General features: G+C 29.5%; 19 protein-coding genes. 16 read left to right on the forward strand and 3 right to left on the reverse strand.

The features are described from left to right. Window positions 1-13 precede the first annotated feature (13 nt). Complete coding sequence (locus tag QU666_RS04170) at window positions 14-448, forward strand: hypothetical protein (protein ID WP_021768201.1); 435 nt, start codon at window positions 14-16, stop codon at window positions 446-448. Between the two features lie 115 nt (window positions 449-563). Here QU666_RS04170 and QU666_RS04175 read toward each other — a convergent pair whose 3' ends face one another. Beyond that, entirely contained in the window at window positions 564-1,088 is a 525-nt protein-coding gene (locus QU666_RS04175) for a hypothetical protein (RefSeq protein WP_021768200.1), read from the reverse strand. Between the two features lie 247 nt (window positions 1,089-1,335). Here QU666_RS04175 and QU666_RS04180 point away from each other — a divergent pair, with 247 nt between their 5' ends. Further along, the gene (locus QU666_RS04180; RefSeq protein ID WP_021769436.1) at window positions 1,336-2,151 is read left to right on the forward strand and encodes an AraC family transcriptional regulator; all 816 of its coding nucleotides are present in this window, start codon (window positions 1,336-1,338) and stop codon (window positions 2,149-2,151) included. Between the two features lie 59 nt (window positions 2,152-2,210). Here the strand turns inward: QU666_RS04180 and QU666_RS04185 are convergent, their stop codons facing one another. Then, the gene (locus QU666_RS04185) at window positions 2,211-3,209 is read right to left on the reverse strand and encodes an ABC transporter substrate-binding protein (RefSeq protein ID WP_021769437.1); all 999 of its coding nucleotides are present in this window, start codon (window positions 3,207-3,209) and stop codon (window positions 2,211-2,213) included. A gap of 367 nt (window positions 3,210-3,576) precedes the next feature. On the opposite strand from QU666_RS04185, the gene QU666_RS04190 reads away from it, so the two are divergent. The 14 genes from QU666_RS04190 to QU666_RS04255 all read left to right on the forward strand — a co-directional run bounded on the left by QU666_RS04190 (window position 3,577) and on the right by QU666_RS04255 (window position 18,565). Next, window positions 3,577-4,044 (forward strand): LacI family DNA-binding transcriptional regulator, encoded by a 468-nt coding sequence (locus tag QU666_RS04190; RefSeq protein ID WP_021769438.1) that lies wholly within the window; start codon window positions 3,577-3,579, stop codon window positions 4,042-4,044. Then, a complete protein-coding gene (locus QU666_RS04195) occupies window positions 4,005-4,580 on the forward strand; it encodes a substrate-binding domain-containing protein (RefSeq protein WP_021769439.1) in 576 nt (191 codons plus the stop codon). Before QU666_RS04190 ends, QU666_RS04195 begins: the two co-directional genes overlap by 40 nt. Before the next feature lie 795 nt (window positions 4,581-5,375). Next, complete coding sequence (lacA, locus tag QU666_RS04200; RefSeq protein ID WP_021770048.1) at window positions 5,376-5,798, forward strand: galactose-6-phosphate isomerase subunit LacA; 423 nt, start codon at window positions 5,376-5,378, stop codon at window positions 5,796-5,798. Between the two features lie 101 nt (window positions 5,799-5,899). Further along, window positions 5,900-6,415, forward strand: a complete 516-nt coding sequence (lacB, locus tag QU666_RS04205; protein WP_021770049.1) for a galactose-6-phosphate isomerase subunit LacB — start codon at window positions 5,900-5,902, stop codon at window positions 6,413-6,415. Beyond that, complete coding sequence (locus tag QU666_RS04210) at window positions 6,388-7,362, forward strand: tagatose-6-phosphate kinase (protein ID WP_021770050.1); 975 nt, start codon at window positions 6,388-6,390, stop codon at window positions 7,360-7,362. The genes lacB and QU666_RS04210 overlap by 28 nt, the downstream gene beginning before the upstream one ends. Window positions 7,363-7,388: 26 nt before the next feature. Beyond that, on the forward strand, window positions 7,389-8,366 hold the full coding sequence (lacD, locus tag QU666_RS04215) for a tagatose-bisphosphate aldolase (protein ID WP_021770051.1): 978 nt from the start codon (window positions 7,389-7,391) through the stop codon (window positions 8,364-8,366). A gap of 93 nt (window positions 8,367-8,459) precedes the next feature. Next, on the forward strand, window positions 8,460-8,777 hold the full coding sequence (locus tag QU666_RS04220; RefSeq protein ID WP_021770052.1) for a PTS lactose/cellobiose transporter subunit IIA: 318 nt from the start codon (window positions 8,460-8,462) through the stop codon (window positions 8,775-8,777). After that, window positions 8,778-10,466 carry a lactose-specific PTS transporter subunit EIIC gene (locus QU666_RS04225; RefSeq protein ID WP_021770053.1) on the forward strand — a complete coding sequence of 563 codons (1,689 nt, stop codon included), beginning with the start codon at window positions 8,778-8,780 and terminating at the stop codon, window positions 10,464-10,466. A 33-nt stretch (window positions 10,467-10,499) separates the two neighbouring features. Further along, entirely contained in the window at window positions 10,500-11,903 is a 1,404-nt protein-coding gene (lacG, locus tag QU666_RS04230; RefSeq protein WP_021770054.1) for a 6-phospho-beta-galactosidase, read from the forward strand. Window positions 11,904-12,088: 185 nt separating this feature from the next. After that, on the forward strand, window positions 12,089-12,556 hold the full coding sequence (locus QU666_RS04235) for a CopY/TcrY family copper transport repressor (RefSeq protein ID WP_021770055.1): 468 nt from the start codon (window positions 12,089-12,091) through the stop codon (window positions 12,554-12,556). 33 nt (window positions 12,557-12,589) lie between these two features. Beyond that, window positions 12,590-14,818, forward strand: coding sequence for a cation-translocating P-type ATPase (locus tag QU666_RS04240; RefSeq protein WP_051285865.1), 2,229 nt, complete (start codon window positions 12,590-12,592; stop codon window positions 14,816-14,818). A gap of 407 nt (window positions 14,819-15,225) precedes the next feature. Beyond that, window positions 15,226-16,602 (forward strand): magnesium transporter, encoded by a 1,377-nt coding sequence (gene mgtE / locus QU666_RS04245; protein WP_051285869.1) that lies wholly within the window; start codon window positions 15,226-15,228, stop codon window positions 16,600-16,602. Window positions 16,603-16,612: 10 nt separating this feature from the next. Further along, entirely contained in the window at window positions 16,613-17,959 is a 1,347-nt protein-coding gene (gene mgtE, locus QU666_RS04250) for a magnesium transporter (RefSeq protein ID WP_021770058.1), read from the forward strand. A gap of 75 nt (window positions 17,960-18,034) precedes the next feature. Then, window positions 18,035-18,565, forward strand: a complete 531-nt coding sequence (locus QU666_RS04255; protein ID WP_021770059.1) for a hypothetical protein — start codon at window positions 18,035-18,037, stop codon at window positions 18,563-18,565. 169 nt (window positions 18,566-18,734) lie between these two features. On the opposite strand, the gene QU666_RS04260 is transcribed toward QU666_RS04255, so the two are convergent. Further along, window positions 18,735-19,718: an FAD-dependent oxidoreductase gene (locus QU666_RS04260; RefSeq protein WP_021770060.1), complete on the reverse strand. Its 984-nt coding sequence runs from the start codon at window positions 19,716-19,718 to the stop codon at window positions 18,735-18,737. Window positions 19,719-19,959: the final 241 nt, after the last annotated feature.

Raw genomic sequence — 19,959 nt, forward strand, 5'->3', positions numbered from 1 at the left:
CGATGTGATTTTTATGGATAATATAAAACTTCAAGAAAAATTAAAAGCTGAGTTGTCAGATGAAAAAATAAAATTTATTGAAAAATATAGTTTGGAAATAAATTCCAGAAGGCAATGGATAACTAGAAGAAATAATACACCAGAACGTTTGTATTTTTCACATAAGTTTATTTCACAAAATAATATTTTAGAAATAGTTTTTAGAAAATATCAGCTTTGTTTTGCAAAATTGAAATATTTTAGAGCAAATATTGAAAAGTATGATTTTTATAAATATACTCCCAAAGAAGGTTTTATAAAAACTCAATTCTGGGATGTGGAATTTTTTTATCATAGAAAATCAGAAAAAATAATAGATTTAAGATATTTGCAGCAAATAAGAAAAGTGGAAGATTTTTTGGAACTTATCGAATGGCTTGATAGTTTTGAAAGAAAGAAAATTATTTAAAACATTATTTAGTTTATAAAAAATTTGCTATAAAAATAGAATTCAAGTTATCTTTTAGCTTTGAAGTCTTAAGTTTTTATAGCAATTCTTTTTTATTTATATTTTTTTGTGAATGTTACATTTGTATACCTAATGTTAGTGCTTTTAGAAGTTTTTCATTTTTTTCAGGGCTTATTTCCCAAGTATTACCTTTTTTTGTATAGATAACATCAAATGTTTCTTCATTGTATTTCAAATCAGGACTATTTAATTTTCGCGAAATAACTTCTGAAAAAATCTTTTTACTTTCTTCTTCTAGTTCTTTTCCAGATTTTCCCATCAACTTATCTAGATTTTGCATAGATTTTTTTTGAATTTCTTCCATTACTCCTGTTAAGGCAGGAGATTTCATTGTAACATTCAAAATAGATTCATTATTATTTGTAGTAACTTTGTTTATTTTATATGTTATTTTTTTGTATCCGTCAGTGAACAACATTAGTGCTTCTGCTGTTTCTTTATCATTTCCTACTAATGATGAAACATTTCCTTTTTGTAAAGAAGCCATTGTATTTTCAAAGTCCTTTTGAGTAGCATGTTTTCCACCACAACTTACAATTGTTAACAAAATTAAGATTAATACTGATAATATTTTTTTCATAAAAATCATCTCCTAAAAAATTTATTAATACACCATATCTAATTATATAATACCTTGAAAAACACAAAAAACTTATCATAAATTGTGAAAAAATAACTTTTCATAAAAAAGATTTTATTATTTATTTAAAAATAAAATATATACTAATTTTATGTGGTATAATAATAGAAGAATAAAAAATAGTAATTAAAACTTTAAATTGTTATTTATTATTAAAATAAAAGTTTAAAAGAAATGAGCTGATAAAATGAAAATAAAAGAGATTGCCGAATATATGAGAAAAAATATTGAAAAAAGTTGTACTGTTGAAGGAACTGCTAGAGAATTTGGGTACAGTAAATTTGAATTTAGTAAAAAATTTAAGAAAAAAACAGGTTTTTTGCCAAGTCATTTTCTTTCGTTTTTGAAAATTGAAAAAGCTTTAGAAATAATAATTAACGAAAATGAGAATATTATCACTGCTCAAATAAGAACAGGTTACAATAGTTCAGGCACTTTTTCAAATATTTTTAAAAAATATACGGGAATTTCACCATCAAACTATAAAAAAACTATAAAAAAATTTTATAAAATTATCAAAAATTATATAAATACAAGTGAAGTGACAGAAATTTCTTACAATAAAGCTTTAAAAATAAATAAAGTTAAAAATTTTTTATGTGTAAATTTAATTTATCCAGAAAATTATGAAAGTGAAATTACATTTATAGGACTTTTTAGAAATTGTATTCCTGATGATTTACCTGATTTTGGAAAAGTTTTAATTTCTACTAAAGAGAAAAGTAGATGTATTTTTGAAAATATTCCTGAGGGAAGATATTGGATTATAGGCTGTTCAATAGAAAAAGGAAGTGCTTTGAAAGACTTTTTTTTTCTAAGAAATTCAATATGTGCAAAAGAAAACAAAGCTATTACTTTTCCACTGGATAAAGAATACACATTAAAATTTAGAAAACCAACCTCCTCCGATTTTCCATTCTTAATAAATATTCCAAAACTTGTTAAAGAAGTAATTGAAATTAATATGGATAGACCTTCTTCAACACTTTATTCAAAAAAATAAACTGAAGCTATTTACATAAGCTCCAGTTTTTTATATTTTTTAATTTAGAAATTTTTAAATTATTTTTTAGTTTCTACTATTTTAGCTTGTTTTAAAATACTATCTGGTACTTTTATTCCTAATAATTCCATATTTTGTTTATTAATTTCAATTTGCAAGTTTTTAACTGTTTCTATTGGAATTTCATTTGGTTTTTTACCTTTTAGTAAAATTTCAGCTGCGATTTCTCCAGAACGATAGCCAATATTATAGTCAGTAGTTCCTTGTGAAATTAATCCTCCTGCATTTGAGTAAACGTCATTTGTAGCTAGAATTGGAACTTTTGTGTTGTTAAAAACATCAAGTATTGCTGCAAAATATGATGCTACTGTATTGTCTTGAATTGCATAGTAGATATCAATTTCCTTTGAAATAAGGTTTGCTGCTGCAACCATTTCTGTTCCGTTTGTAACAGCTTTTTCAACTACGGTAAATCCATATTGTCCTGCGAGTTTTTTCAAATTATTTACTTCAGAAACTGAGTTTTGTTCAGATGAATTATAAATGATTCCTATTTTTTTAGCTTCTGGTAATAATTCTCTCATTAATTTCAAGTTTTCGTTTATTGGTGCCGCTCCACTTGTTCCTGTAACATTGGGAATTCCTTCAAGTCCTGCACTTTTTGGATCCGTAACTGATGCAAATACCACAGGGGTATTTCCTATAATCTGATTTTTAGCCGCCTGTGCTGTCGGTGTAGTAACCGCAAATACCAAATCTTTCTTATCCGCTGCAAACTGTTTCATAATCAATGTTTGATTACCCATGTCATTATTTGCAATTTTATCATCAAAATCAGCCTTTATTCCAGCTTTTTCCAAAGCATCTTTAAAACCTTGTTTTGCTGCGTTTAATGCTGGATGATCTACAATCTGTGACAATCCAATTTTATAAACCTTTTCACTAACTTGAGCCTCTTTTTTTACGTCTTGAGAATTATTACTTTTTTTATTTCCACAAGACAAAAGCATTCCTCCTAACATACCAAATAACAGTACACCTCTCATAATTTTTTTCATCTGTTTTCCTCCTAAAATAAATAATTTTGAATTTTTATAGTAAAAAGTTTAAAAGTAAATTTCTGTTTTTTCGCTAAAACTTTGAATTTGTTTTTAAATTAAATTTTACTATGTTATTATTTTACCATATTTTTTTTAAATTTCCAGTAATATTTTGAAATAAAATTAAAAAACTAACTTATAGTTACTATAAATCTTATTCTATTAAATTAGTAAAGAAAGTATAAAGTTTCTATCAAAAAAATGTTTAGTAAAAATATTTATAATTTTACTAAAAAAACTAAAAGATTATATCATAAAACAAATAAAACACTAAGAAAAATATAGTATAAAAAAGTAAATTTCAAGGTTTAAAGAGAGGGGAAAAATGTCTACAATTAGAGATGTTGCAAAGCATGCAGGAGTTTCAATTGCTACTGTTTCAAGAATTTTAAATAATGACGAATATTTTGGTGTAACAAAGGAAACCAAACAGAAAGTATTAGAAGCAGTTAAGGAGTTAAATTACAAGAAAAAAAATACGAAAAGAAAAAATACACAGTTAAATGTTTCAATAATAAAATCATTTGATGAAAAGATTGAAAGTGAAGATCCGTATTTTGTGTCGTTGAGGCTAGATTTAGAGTATGCATTAAAAAAGAAAGGGATAAAAAGTAAAGTTTTTGAGTTGCAGATGTTTGAAAAAAATGAGGAAATTTTAATGAATTTTATTGTTTGCAGTGCTATTGTTGTCATTGGAGAAATGAAAAGAAACCAGTTGGATTTTTTAAAGTCCTTGAAGATAATATTATTTGCGTGGATGCTTATAATTTTGATAATTCCATTGATTATATAAAATTTGATATGAAACATTCAGTAAAAATTGTAATTGATTATTTGCTGAAATTGGGACATAAAAAAATTGGACTGTTAGTGGGAAGAAATCAGATCGTTAGAAATCTTCTGGATTTTAGAGAGCAATATTTTATTGAAATTATGAAGGAACTTGAACTATATGATGAAAGGTTTGTAAAAGTAGATGAGTTTTCAGCTGAGTCAGGATATGAAATGATGAAGGAAATACTAAAACAGGAAGATAGGCCAACTGCAATATTTTGTGCAAATGATTCGATTGCAATGGGAGCTTATAAAGCAATAAGAGAGCATAATTTAAAAATATTTGACGATATTTCAATTATCGGATTTAATGATTTAAAAATTTCTCAATATATGATACCTCCTTTAACAACACTTAGAATAGATACTAAAATTATTGCACAAGAAACAATAAATGTACTGGTAGAACTCTTAGAGCATAATAGGAGTTACAGAAAAAAAGTTTATTTACCAGTAGAATTAATTGAAAGGGAAAGTTGTGGAAGTATTAGATGAGGACAAAAGCGTCCTCATTTTTTAATTAATAAACTAATTTATACTAAACCCCATTTAAATAACGAATTTATTACAAACTTTTCCAACAAAGGATAAGAACCTAGTATTTCAAAATAATTAAAATATAATTTTTTTGTTCTAATAAACCGACGGAGCTTTTATTTGTTCAACTACGACTGTTTGACGACTATAAGGAGGAGTTTCGGAGTTGGGCAAATAAAAGTCGTAGTCTAGCCATAGGTATTGTGTAGCAATCTTGCCACAATTTTAATTGTCTGGATAAACTTTTACTGCAAGATAAGGATTTGCGGCAATGAGCAATCCTGCGAAAAAAAGAAAAAAACTAATATTAAATAAAATAATCTAATACTAAATCTCATTATAAAATAGAAACTATATTTAAGGACAAAAACTTTTAATTTTTTACTAAATATAGTATGTAATTCAAAATTTATTAAATATTCCCTATTTAAACGGGGAATAGTATTAAATAATAATCATAATCTTTATATTTTACTCTAAAACTAATATTACTACATTTTAGTTAAAAAAATTATAATAAAAATTAATTTGAAAATTAAGAAAAAATTTTTCTGTTTACTAAAAATGATTTTTTAAATAAATATAAAATTAAAACTAAAAAAGTTTGTTTACTAAATAATGCTTATTTTTAGCTGGTTTGATGTGTTGTAATTTAAGTGTTTTGGGGGTATAGTTCAATTGTGAGATAAATAATATATTATTTGAAAATTTGTAACTACGTAGTGAAACGCATTAAAAATTGGAGGAAAAATAATGAAAGTTATATTAGGTTCTGATGTGGATGGTAATGAGTTAAAAGATTATATTAAAAATTATTTACTAGAAAATGGATATGATGTAGTTGATAAGTCAGAAAATAAAGATTTTGTTGAAACAACGTATGCTGTTGCTCAAACTGTCTTAGCTGACGATGATAGTTTGGGGATAGTGTTTGATGCGTATGGTGCGGGAAGTTTTATGGTTGCTACTAAAATAAAAGGAATGGTAGCGGCAGAAGTTTCGGATGAACGTTCAGCTTATATGACAAGAGGACATAATAATTCAAGAATAATTACAATAGGCTCAAAAATTGTAGGAACAGAAGTTGCTAAAAATATCGTAAAAGGATTTTTGACTGCTGGATATGATGGTGGAAGACATCAAATCAGAGTGGATATGCTAAATAAGATGTGTTAAATAATGTTTTGTGTTTAATTTTAAGGTTATTTTACTATGAAAAATAAAAATTTTTAAAATTGAAACAACGATAAAGAAATAAAATAAAGGACGGTAAAAATATGAAAATAGCTATTGGATGTGATCATATTGTAACAGATGTAAAAATTGCAGTATCAGATTTCTTGAAATCAAAAGGTTATGAAGTTTTAGATTTTGGAACATATGATTTTACACGTACTCATTATCCAATTTATGGGAAAAAAGTAGGAGAAGCAGTGGCAAGTGGTGAAGCTGATTTAGGAGTATGTATCTGTGGAACAGGTGTTGGAATTAATAATGCTGTAAATAAAGTGCCGGGAATACGTTCTGCATTAGTAAGAGATATGACAACTGCGATTTATGCAAAAGAATATTTAAATGCAAATGTAATTGGTTTTGGAGGAAAAATAACAGGTGAATTGTTAATGTGTGACATAATAGAAGCATTTATAAAAGCAGAATATAAAAAAGCAGAAGAAAGTGAAAAATTAATTGCTAAAATTAAACATATAGAAACTGTAAATCCAGAACAAACTGATAAAGATTTTTTCACAGAATTTTTGGAAAAATGGGACAGAGGAGAATACAAAGATTAAAGGGGCTGGTTAATATGATTTTAACAGTAACAATGAATCCGTCTGTTGATATTTCATATCCTTTGGAAAAATTTAATTTGGATACTGTAAACAGAGTACCAAAAGCAATTAAGACGCCAGGAGGAAAAGGACTGAATGTAACGAGGGTGCTAAAACAGCTGGATGATAAAGTTATCGCAACAGGGCTTATAGGCGGAGCTTTAGGAATGGATATTCAGAAAAAATTAACAGAAATGGGAATAGAAAACAAATTTTTTGAAATTTCTGGGGAAACAAGAAATTGTATTGCAATTCTGCACGAAGGAAATCAAACAGAAATTTTGGAAAATGGACCTATAATTAGTCAATCTGAAAGTGAAAAATTTTTGGAATATTTTCAAAAATTAGTACAGGAAGTTGGAATTATCTCAATTTCTGGAAGTTTACCTAATGGGTTGGAAGATGATTATTATTCAAAAATGATTCAAATGTGTAATAAATATGAAAAACCAGTTGTCCTTGACTGCTCAGGAAAAGCGTTGCTGGAAGTTTTAAAGCATGAATATAAGCCAAAAGTTATAAAGCCTAATACAGAAGAATTATCGCAGTTGATTGGGAAGGAAGTATCAAAAGACGTTGGAGAATTAAAGGAGACTTTGAAAAATGAATTATTTGACGGAATTGAATGGATTATAGTTTCGCTTGGAGCAGACGGCGCTTTTGCAAAACATAATGACAAATTTTATAAAGTTAATATTCCGAAAATAGAAGTTGTAAATCCTGTAGGTTCTGGCGATTCTACTGTAGCAGGAATCACATCGGCAATTTACGAAAATGCAAGTGATGAAAATTTATTGAAGAAGGCTAATACGTTAGGAATGCTAAATGCAATGGAAAAATTGACAGGATTTGTAAATTTGGAAAATTATGAAAAAGTATTTAGCAAAATTGAGATAGTTGAATATTAAACGAAATTTATAAGGAGGAATAAATAATGAAATTAACTGAACAAAAAAGAAAATATTTAGAAAATTTAAGTGATAAAAATGGATTTATATCAGCATTAGCAATTGATCAAAGAGGTGCCTTGAAAAAAATGTTAAATAAACATCAGGAATCTGAAGCAACAGCTGAACAAATAAAGGAGTTTAAAGTATTAGTTTCAAAACATTTAACAAAATATTCTTCTTCAATTTTACTAGATCCTGAATACGGACTGGATGCGGCAAAAGCTAGAGATAAAGATGCTGGATTATTATTAGCTTATGAGAAAACAGGATATGATGCAAATGCAGTTGGAAGATTGCCAGACTGTCTTGTTGAATGGTCAGCTAAAAGGCTAAAAGAAGAAGGGGCAGATGCAGTAAAATTTTTATTGTACTATGATGTAGATGAAAGTGAAGAAATTAATATTCAGAAAAAAGCATATATGGAAAGAGTAGGAGCTGAATGTGTCGCAGAAGATATACCTTTCTTTTTGGAAATATTAAGTTACGACTGTAAAATTGATGACAACAGCACAGCAGAATATGCAAAAGTAAAACCTAGAAAAGTTATTGAAGCAATGAAAGTATTTTCAGATCCAAGATACAATGTTGACGTTTTAAAAGTAGAAGTTCCTGTAAATATGAAATTTGTAGAAGGATTTAGCGATGGAGAAACTGTTTATACAAAAGAAGAAGCTGCAAATTATTTCAAACTTCAGGAAGAAGCAACATCATTGCCATATATTTATCTAAGTGCTGGAGTAAGTGCAAAACTTTTTCAGGATACATTAAAATTTGCTCATGATTCAGGTGCTAAATTTAACGGAGTATTGTGTGGAAGAGCGACTTGGGCTAATGGAGTGGAAGTGTTTGCTAAGGAAGGCGAAAAGGCGACTGTGGAATGGCTGGACACTGTGGGAAGAAAGAATATTGAAGAACTAAATGAAGTGGTTGAAAAAACAGCAACATCTTGGAAGAAAAAATAGATTTTAGAAAAATAGAAAATTGAAAAAACAAAAGTAAGAATCAAAAAAATATAATTAGAAAAATAAAAATATTATGTAAAAAGGGAGAGAATTATGACTAAAGAAGATGTTACAATGATTGGATTTGAAATAGTGGCTTATGCGGGAGATGCAAGATCTAAATTGATGATTGCGTTAAATAAAGCTCAAAATGGAGAGTTTGAGGAAGCAGAAAAGTTAGTAAAAGAAGCTGAGGAATGTCTGGTTGGTGTTCATAATTCACAAACAGATATTTTAGCTAAAGAAGCAGCTGGAGAAGATTTAGAAATGAGTTTTATCATGATTCACGGACAAGATCATTTAATGACAACAATATTGTTGAAAGAATTAATGAAACATTTAATAGAATTATATAAAAGAGGAGCAAAGTAAATGAAAAAACTTATTGAATTTATAGAAAAAGGAAAGCCTTTTTTTGAGAAATTATCTCGGAATATATATTTAAGAGCGATTCGTGATGGTTTTATAGCTGGTATGCCAGTTATACTATTTTCTAGTATTTTTATCTTAATTGCTTATGTTCCAAATGCTTTTGGATTTTTTTGGCCAAAAAATATAGAGGCTTTATTAATGAAACCATACGGTTATTCTATGGGAATCTTAGCATTTTTAGTAGCAGGAACAACAGCTAAATCATTGACAGATTCTGTAAACCGTTCTATGCCGGCAACTAATCAAATTAATTATCTTTCTACACTTTTAGCCTCAATGGTTGGATTGCTGTTATTAGCGGCAGATCCGATTGAAGGTGGTATTTCAACTGGATTTTTAGGTACAAAAGGACTTTTAACTGCATTTTTAGCAGCATTTATAATTGTAACAATTTATAAATTCTGTGTAAAAAACGAAGTAACTATAAAAATGCCATCAGAAGTTCCGCCTAATATTTCACAAGTTTTTAAAGATGTAATACCGTTTACTTTATCAATAGTATTACTTTATGTTATTGAGATTCTTGTACGTCACTTTATCGGAACAGGAGTTGCAGAAGCAGTAGGTAAACTTTTTGGACCGTTATTTTCAGCGGCAGATGGATATGTAGGAATTACTCTTATATTTGGAGCTTATGCTTTCTTCTGGTTTGTCGGAATTCATGGTCCTTCAATTGTAGAGCCAGCTATTGCAGTTGTTACTTATGCCAATATAGATGTAAATTTAAATCTTATGAGAGCAGGACAGCATGCAGATAAAATTTTGACTTCAGGAACACAGATGTTTATAGTTACAATGGGAGGAACTGGAGCTACTCTAATTGTACCGTTTATGTTTATGTGGTTATGTAAATCTAAAAGAAATAAGGCTATTGGACGTGCTTCTGCTGTACCTACATTCTTTGGTGTAAATGAGCCAATTCTATTTGGTGCTCCAATTGTATTAAATCCTGTATTCTTTATACCATTTATCCTTGCACCAATAGTGAATGTGTGGATTTTTAAAATATTTATAGATGTGCTTAGAATGAATAGTTTTACTGCTAATCTTCCATGGACAACTCCAGGCCCATTAGGTATAATATTAGGGACAAATCTTCAAATATTATCGTTTATTTTAGCAGCGCTTTTAATTGTTGTAGATTTTATTATCTATTATCCATTTGTAAAAGTATATGATAAGCAGATTCTTGAGGAAGAACGTCTAGGAAAGACAAATGATGAATTAAAAGAAAAAGTCGCTGCAAATTTCAACACTAAAAAAGCAGATAGCATTCTTGAAAAAGCTGGCGTTGTTCAAAATAATATAACGAAAGAGACAAATGTACTTGTATTATGTGCTGGTGGAGGAACAAGCGGACTTTTAGCAAATGCTTTAAATAAGGCGGCAAAAGAACATAATGTTCCTGTTAAAGCTGCGGCAGGTGGATATGGTGCACACCGTGAAATACTTCCTGAATTTGATTTAGTTATTCTTGCACCGCAAGTTGCATCAAATTTTGAAGATATGAAGGCAGAAACTGATAAGTTAGGAATTAAATTAGCAAAAACCGAAGGGGCTCAATATATTAGTTTGACTCGTGACGGTAAAGGTGCATTAGATTTTGTACAAGCGCAATTTGAAGATTAATTAATACATTTTAATACTAAGAGAGGTTTAATTATGTCAAAAAAATTACCAGAAGATTTTATTTTCGGTGGAGCAACAGCAGCATATCAAGCAGAAGGCGCAACAAAAACAGATGGTAAAGGTCGTGTGGCCTGGGATACTTTTTTGGAAGAAAATTACTGGTATACAGCTGAGCCTGCAAGTGATTTTTACAATCAGTATCCAGTAGATTTGAAACTTTGTGAGGAATTCGGTATAAATGGAATAAGAATTTCAATTGCATGGTCAAGAATTTTTCCTAAAGGTTATGGTGAAGTGAATCACAAAGGAGTGGAATTTTATCATAAATTGTTTGCAGAGTGTAAAAAAAGAAACGTTGAACCATTTGTAACACTTCATCATTTTGATACACCTGAAGTTCTGCACTCCAACGGAGATTTTTTAAATCGTGAAAATATAGAACATTTTGTAGATTATGCTAAATTCTGTTTTGAAGAATTTAATGAAGTAAATTATTGGACAACGTTTAATGAAATTGGACCTATTGGAGATGGACAATATTTAGTTGGAAAATTTCCACCGGGAATAAAATATGATTTTGAAAAATTGTTTCAGTCACATCATAATATGGTTTTGGCACATGCAAAAGCAGTAAATTTATTTAAGCAAAACAGATATAACGGAGAAATAGGAATGGTTTGTGCATTGCCAACAAAATATCCTTATAATCCAAGTAATCCTAAAGATGTAAAAGCGGCAGAACTAGACGATATCATTCATAATAAATTTATTTTAGATGCAACTTTTAAAGGTGAATATTCAAAAGAAACAATGGAAGGTGTAAATCATATTTTAAAAGTTAATGGCGGAAAATTAGATTTAAGGGCAGAAGATTTTGAAGAATTGAAAGCTGCAAAAGATTTGAACGATTTTCTTGGAATAAACTATTATATGAGTGACTGGATGGCTGAATACGATGGCGAAACTGAAATTATTCACAATGCAACAGGAAATAAAGGAAGTTCCAAATATCAGATAAAAGGGGTAGGGCAAAGAAAAGCCAATGAAAGTATTCCAAGAACTGACTGGGACTGGATAATTTATCCACAAGGTCTTTATGATCAAATCTCAAGAGTTAAAAGAGATTATCCAAATTACAAAAAAATCTATATTACTGAAAATGGTTTAGGCTATAAAGATGTTTTTGAAGACAATACAGTATATGACGATGCAAGAATAGATTACATAAGACAACATTTGGAAGTAATTTCAGATGCAATAAAAGATGGAGCAAACGTAAAAGGCTACTTCCTCTGGTCACTAATGGATGTTTTCTCATGGTCAAATGGTTATGAAAAACGTTACGGACTATTTTACGTAGACTTTGAAACACAAAAGCGTTATCCAAAGAAAAGTGCCTATTGGTATAAAAAAGTATCAGAAACAAAAGAAGTTTAAAAAATTTATATATTTGAATTTTTTCGTGTGAGAGTGTAAAAGCTCTCACATTTTAATTTATTTTTTGGGTGGTGAAACCCGTAAAATTATTATAACAAAAAAATACTTGACAAAAAACGATTATTATTGTAAACTATATAATATAAAAAAGATTACAAACGTAAACATTTAAAGGAGGTAAGAATGTGAAAGAAAACTGCAAAATTGATAAAAAACAGCATATAACGGATGCAGAATGGGAAGTAATGCGTGTTGTGTGGGCAAATAGCGAAGTTACGAGCAAGTTTGTGACAGAGGTGCTTTGTGAGAAAATGAACTGGAAACAGGCTACAATAAAGACATTATTAAATCGGCTACTGGAAAAGAATATTTTGAAAAAGAGGGAAATTGGGAACAAGTATATTTATTCGACAGATTTTACAGAAAAGGAAGTTGCTAACAGTTATATATTAGGAACTTTTGATAAAATTTGTAAAACGAAAGTTGGAGAAATGATAGGGAAAGTTATTGAGAACAGTGAACTGAGTTTTGACGACTTGGATTTGATTTTAAAGGCTGTAGAGGAAAAGAGGAAAACGGCTGTGAAAGAAGTTTTGTGTGATTGTGTTGAAGGGCAGTGTAATTGTGAACATAATGGACATAAGCATATTTAAGATATAGTGTACTAAATGAAGGAGGAAAAGAATATGGCTGAAAAAAATTATACAGTAACTGGGATGAGCTGTGCAGCTTGTGCCAATGCTGTGGAAAAGGCACTTAATAAAAATAATGATATTAACGCTTCAGTTAATATTGCAACTGAAAAATTGAATATTGAATATGATGAGAAGAAGTATGATTTTGATAAAATTAGGAAAATAGTGGAGTCGGCTGGGTATGGACTGGTTGAGGATATGACGGAAGATAAAAAGATGGAACTTTATCAAGAAAAAATAAAAAGTTTGAAAAAGCGATTAATTTTGGCAATTATTTTTGTTGTTCCACTTTTGTATATTTCGATGGGGCATATGCTTGGGGCGACCCTTCCTGAATTTTTGAATCCTAAGGTATATCCGCTTGATTTTGCATTGGCACAGTTTGTGCTGACTTTGCCTATTATTTATGCTGGGAGAGATTTTTTTTCACATGGATTTAAAAATTTAGTAAGAAAATCTCCAACAATGGATTCATTAATTGCTATTGGGGCAACAGCGGCGGTACTCTATGGAATTTATGCCACTTTTAGAATTGTAACTGTAGATCCTGAAGCACATATGGATTTATATTATGAGTCGGCTGGTACAATTATTACGTTAATCTTGTTTGGAAAACTGCTGGAGGCAAAAACAAAAGGTCAAACTTCATCGGCAATAAAAAAACTTATCGGACTTCAGCCTAAAAAGGCTAAAATTATTGAAAATGGAGTGGAAAAGGAAGTTCTGATTGAAAACTTAAAAGTTGGAGATATTGTTATTGTGAAGCCGGGAGAAAAAATTGCGGTGGATGGAAGGATTGTGGAAGGGGCGACTTCGATTGATGAGTCAATGTTGACAGGAGAAAGTTTGCCAGTAAGCAAAAAAGTTGGGGATAAGGTTGTTGGAGGAAGTATAAATAAAAATGGAAGTATCAGATTTGAGGCGACTGAAATTGGTAAAAATACAGTTTTGTCACAAATTATAAAACTGGTTGAGGAGGCACAGGGGTCAAAGGCTCCGATTTCTCGAATGGCAGACATTGTGGCAGCATATTTTGTACCGATTGTTATTGGGATTGCGATAATTACAGGGATTGCTTGGTTTCTGAGTGGAAGTGGATTGGTTACTGCGTTGTCGTTTTTCATCGCTGTACTTGTAATTGCGTGTCCGTGTGCATTGGGACTTGCAACACCTACATCGATAATGGTTGGAACTGGAAAAGGGGCTGAGAACGGTATTCTTATAAAAAGCGGGGAAGCCCTTGAAACAGCGCATAAAATTAAAACTGTTGTCTTTGACAAGACTGGTACAATTACGAAAGGAAAGCCTGTACTGACTGATTTGATTGCTTATGGGAAATATAATGAAAATGAATTGTTAAAAATTGCTGCAAGTGTGGAAAATGATTCAGAACACCCATTGGCAGAAGCAATCGTAAACAAAGCAAAAGAGAAAAATATTGAAATTAAGCCGTATGAAAAATTTAGGGCAATGCCAGGTTACGGTATTCGTGCAACATTTGAAGGCAAGGAAGTGCAAATTGGAAATAGAAAACTTATGGAAAATCGAAAAATCAATGTGGAAATTTCTCAAAAAGATTATGATATTTTGTCAAATGAAGGAAAAACACCAATGTATATTTCAATTGATAACGAATTGGCGGGACTTGTTGCAGTTGCAGATGTTATCAAGGAAACAAGCAAGGAAGCTATAGAAAAACTGAAAAAAATGGGAATCAAGACAATAATGCTAACTGGCGATAACGAAAAAACTGCAAAATTTATAGCAAAACAAGTAGGAATAGATGATGTAATCTCAGAAGTGCTGCCTTATCAGAAATCTCAGAAAGTAAAGGAACTTCAGGAAAAAGATGAATTTGTTGCAATGGTTGGAGACGGAATTAACGATTCACCAGCACTGGCTCAGGCAAACGTTGGGATTGCGATAGGAAATGGAACGGATGTTGCTATAGAATCAGCAGATATCGTCTTAATTAGAAATGATTTGAGAGATGTTGCGGGTGCAATAGCATTAAGTAAAGCGACAATTACAAATATAAAGGAAAATCTATTTTGGGCATTCTTTTATAACGTACTGGGGATTCCTTTTGCCGCTGGAATATTTTATGCATTTTTCAATGGACCAAAATTGGATCCGATGATAGCGGCTTTTGCAATGTCGTTTAGTTCAGTATCAGTTTTGGGGAATGCTTTGAGATTGAAATTTTTTAAAGTTAAATAGAATTTTGAAAAATAGGTTGAAGTTTACAATATTATAATTTATAAATAGAAAATGACTTAATACCTTTTAATAAATAACAATTTACAAACTTGTAGAAATGATATAAAAAATCCTTATTCTTAGATTGAATAAGGTATTTTTTATTAAAAAACTTAAAAAGTCTATTCTAAGAAATTTATTGACAATAACTGCTTTGTCTGATAAAATTTTATAGGCATAAAGCTCTTTTTTTGATTTACAAAATTTAAATTTTGAATTTATGCTAATTTTCTATTTTATGGAGGTGAATGTTTTGAACGAGGAAGTCCCGAGTAAGAAACTGAAGAATTTACATTTTACAAAAATATGCAATGGATAAGGGGAATATCTTCGTTACTGTTATTCTTCTTATTTTGAAATTGTATGAAATGAAAAAGTATAAAAGGAAGGAGATAACAGTGGAAAACAACACTATTCAAACACTTATAGATGAAAAAAAATATTTTGAAATTAGAAAATATTTGAACGAATTAAATACTGTTGAGGTTTCGGAACTGTTAAATCAGTTTGAATCTTCTGAATTAATAATGATTTTTAGATTACTTTCTAAAAATAGGGCAGCAGATGTATTTTCATATTTAGATACAGAGCATCAGGAAATGATTATTAATACTATGACTGATGTGGAAACTAAAAATATATTTGATGAGCTTTATTTTGATGATATTGTCGATATTATCGAGGAAATGCCATCAAATGTAGTAAAAAAAATTTTGAAAAATACTGATGCAAAAGATAGACATACAATAAATCTTTTGTTAAAATATCCTGATAATTCAGCTGGAAGCATTATGACAACAGAATATATGGATTTGAAAAAGGATATGAAAGTATCTCAAGCAATTGCCAAAATTAGAGATACTGTGGAAGATATGGAAAATGTCTATACTTGCTATGTAATTAGTGAAGACAGGAAATTAGAAGGAGTAATTTCCTTAAAGGAATTAATTACAAACGAAGATGATACAGTTGTGGGAAATATCATGAACTGTAATTTTGTAAGTGTTCATACAAATGATGACCAAGAAAATGTTGCTGAAATAATTAAAAAATATAATTTGATTGTACTTCCAGTTACAGATATAGAAAATAGACTTCTTGGAATAATTACGATTGACGATATAATGGACGTTGTTGAACAAGAGGCAACAGAAGATTTTCACAAGATGGCAGGAATTTCACCAGTTGAGGAATCATATCTTAAGACAAGTGCTTTTACGATGGCAAGACAGAGAATTAGCTGGCTCATTGTACTTATGATTTCTGCAACTTTTACAGGAAGAATTATAAAAAGTTATGAAGATGTATTGCAGTCAGTAGTTATTCTATCTTCATTTATACCAATGTTAATGGACACAGGAGGAAATGCAGGAGCTCAATCTTCTACAATTGTTATTCGTGCTTTAGCATTAGGTGAAGTAAATCCAAGAGACACTTTTAAAATATTAAAAAAAGAATTTTCTATTTCATTTATTGTGGCAGTCGTTCTAGCAGGAATTAACTATTTACGACTTATAACTTTGACAAAAACACCTTTAAATGTTGCTTTGACAGTTTCAATTACCCTCATTTTTGTAGTTATGATTTCCAAGATAATAGGTGCATTTTTACCTATTGTTGCAAAAATATTTAAAATGGATCCCGCAATTATGGCAGGGCCTTTAATAACTACAATTTTAGATGCTTTGACTCTTTCTATCTATTTTAAATTTGCAACTATATTTTTGAGTAATATTATAAAGTAAGGAGGGAATAATGAAAGAATTAATTGAAACTTTTTTAAAAGAAAAAAAATATTTTGAAATAAAAAGTGAATTAAACAAATTAAACACAGTAGAAATTTCTGATATATTAAATCAGTTCAAATCTCCTGAACTTGTAATAATGATTTTTAGACTGTTAAAAAAAGATAAAGCAGCAGATGTATTTCCTTATTTGGACTCAGAACATCAGGAAATGATTATTCATACTTCAACAGATATTGAAACCCGTGAAATTTTTGATGAATTATATTTTGACGATATTGTTGACATTATTGAAGAGATGCCATCGAATATTGTAAAAAAAATATTGAAAAACACTGATAAAAAAGATAGACATCTGATAAATCAGCTGTTAAAATATCCTGATAATTCTGCGGGAAGTATTATGACAACAGAATATGTGGATTTACAAAAAAATATGACAGTTTCAGAAGCAATTGAAGAAATTAGAAAAACTGGAAAAGATAAAGAAAATATTTATACATGTTATGTTACTGGAGAAAAAGGAATACTAGAAGGTGTACTTTCTCTCAAGGAATTAATTGCCAAAAAAGATACTATCCAAATTGAAGATATTATGAACAAAAATTTTGTAAGTGTCAATACAAACGATGATCAGGAAATTGTAGCAGATTTATTTAAAAAATATGACTTTATTGTAATGCCAGTTGTGGATCATGAAAATAGGATTTTAGGTATAATTACTATAGATGATGTAATGGATGTTGTAGATCAGGAAGTTACAGAAGATTTTCATAAAATGGCAGGGATTACTTCCCCTACTGATGATTCTTATTTAAAGACAAATATTTTTACAATGGCAAGACAAAGAATTGGGTGGCTCGCTGTACTTATGATTTCTGATACAATTTCTGGAAATATTATTCAAGGTTATGAAAAAGTATTAGCAAAGTCCATAATTTTAACAGCTTTTATTCCAATGTTAATGTCAAGCGGAGGAAATGTTGGTTCTCAATCATCAACAGTTGTAATACGTTCGTTGGCACTTGGAGAAATTTCTCCAAAATCTGCCTTTAAAGTTATAAAAAAGGAATTTTTTATCGGTATAATGGTTTCTATTGTCTTATCAGTCTTAAATTTTATAAGATTGATTACATTGGAAAAAACAGATCCGACAATCGCTCTTATTGTTTCATTAACCCTTGTATTTACAATAATAATTTCAAAACTGGTAGGAGCATTGCTGCCACTTGGAGCTAAAATCGTAAAATCCGATCCAGCCGTTATGGCAACGCCTCTGATAACAACAATTTCAGATGCTGTAACCCTTGTTATTTACTTTACTTTTGCAACAATGCTTTTAAAGAACCTTAAATAATATAAATCTAATGAAATACTGTCTATAAAATTATATAAACATAGTATAATGTAGAAAAAATTGAAGGAGAAATTTATGAAGGCAAAAATTTTAATTTTATTAAGCATGCTTTTATTTGTAGTAAGTTGTGGAACTCATCCTGCTCAAAAGGATTTTGAGGAAAAAATGAAAATAATCCAATCAGGAGATATGTCAAAATTTGGAAAAACAGAAGGAAATGTTAACGTTATTTTAGAAGAATTTGGTAAAATATATGGTAAAGGAATGAAAAAAATAACTTATAAAATAAATAAAGTTCAAGCAAAAGGAAATACTGCAATAATAAATGTTTCTTTAAAAGCCCCTGATTTAACTTCATATGTAGGTGAACTTCAAAATAGACTTTCTGAAAGAATGTCTAAATCAATGCCACAAACTAATGATGAACTTCAAAAACAAGTTATTCAAATTGGAAAAGAATTTTTTGATGAAAAATTTGACAGTAAAGATTTAAAATATTCAGAAAAAACATTGGATGTAAAATATATAAAAAATGGTAAAGACTGGGTAATTAGTGATGAAAATGAAGAATTTTTCAAAATTATTACTTTTGGATTAAGTAACTAGAATATTGTTTTTCTTATAATTATAAATGCTCTAATTTTAATTAATTGGAGTATTTTTTTATGAAAATAAGGATTTTCATTAATCTTCTTTTTTAAATTTTTCAAAAAAAACCACACCTCTTATCTTGTGTTCAAGATTTTAGGTGCAGTTTATTTTCCTATTTTTTAAATTAATATTTTGTAATTAGATATTCAAATGCTCCTAGTGCGGCTTTTGCACCTTCTCCCATTGCGATAATTATTTGTTTTTGTCTGATGCTAGTAACATCTCCTGCTGCGAAGATTCCAGCTACAGAAGTTGAATTATTTTCAGGGTTAATTACAATCTCTCCAATTTTATTTGTTTCAACCAAGTCTTTTACAACTTCGCTTCTTGGTGATAGTCCAATTTCTACAAACATTCCTTCTACATTCAATGTTTTTTCTTCATCAGTTTCTCTGCTTTTATAAACAATGCTCTCCACAAATTCATTTCCATTAACTCTAACTGTTGCAGAATTTAAAATAGTTTTTATATTTGCTTGTTCAGCCAATTTTTCTTGTAAAACTTTATCTGCCTTTAATTCAGGCATAAATTCGATTAATGTAACCGATTTTGCAATTCCAGATAAATCAAGTGCCGCTTCCACACCTGAATTTCCCCCACCAATTACAGCCACATTCAGCCCTTTATAAAAAGGTCCGTCACAAGTTGAGCAGTAATGCACCCCTTTTCCTACATACTCAGCTTCTCCAGGAATATTCAAACTTCTAGGCTTTGCTCCAGTTGCTACAATAACTGTTTTTGTTTTATAAGTTTTTCCATCATCAGTTATTAAAATTTTATCCTTGCCTTCTTCTTTAATCTCTTTTACTAAATGCCCTTCTTTAAATGCAATTTCATGTTCTTTTAAATGTTTTTCCAATGTTTCAGCAAATTTAGCTCCAGTTGTAGAAACAGTTCCAATAATATTCTCAATTTCATTTGTATCAAGAACCTGTCCCCCAATCTTCACTCCAATCATCGCTAAATTAAGTCCTTTTCTAGCTGCATAAATTGCTGCTGAAACAGCCGCAGGCCCAGAACCAATGACAGTTACATCATAAAGTTTATTTTCATCAATTTTTACTAATTTTCCTTCATCTAAAGCACCAAGGTTCAAGCTAAAATCCATTTTCTATACCTCCAAATTTAATTTTTATTTATTTTCTAATACTTTATTTAATTTTGTAATCATTACAATTTATTTTAATATAATTTTCTAAAATTGTCAATATTTAAATTTATAATATTTTGAGAAATAAAAATTAATAACAATAAAAAATGTTAAGTTTATAAATATCTTCTAATAAAAAAAGAATTAGAAATATATTATTTGACGAGATGAATAGGATTTTTTGAACTAAAAATTTAAA

Source organism: Leptotrichia sp. HMT-225 (genome assembly GCF_030644325.1).
Lineage (GTDB): Bacteria > Fusobacteriota > Fusobacteriia > Fusobacteriales > Leptotrichiaceae > Leptotrichia > Leptotrichia massiliensis.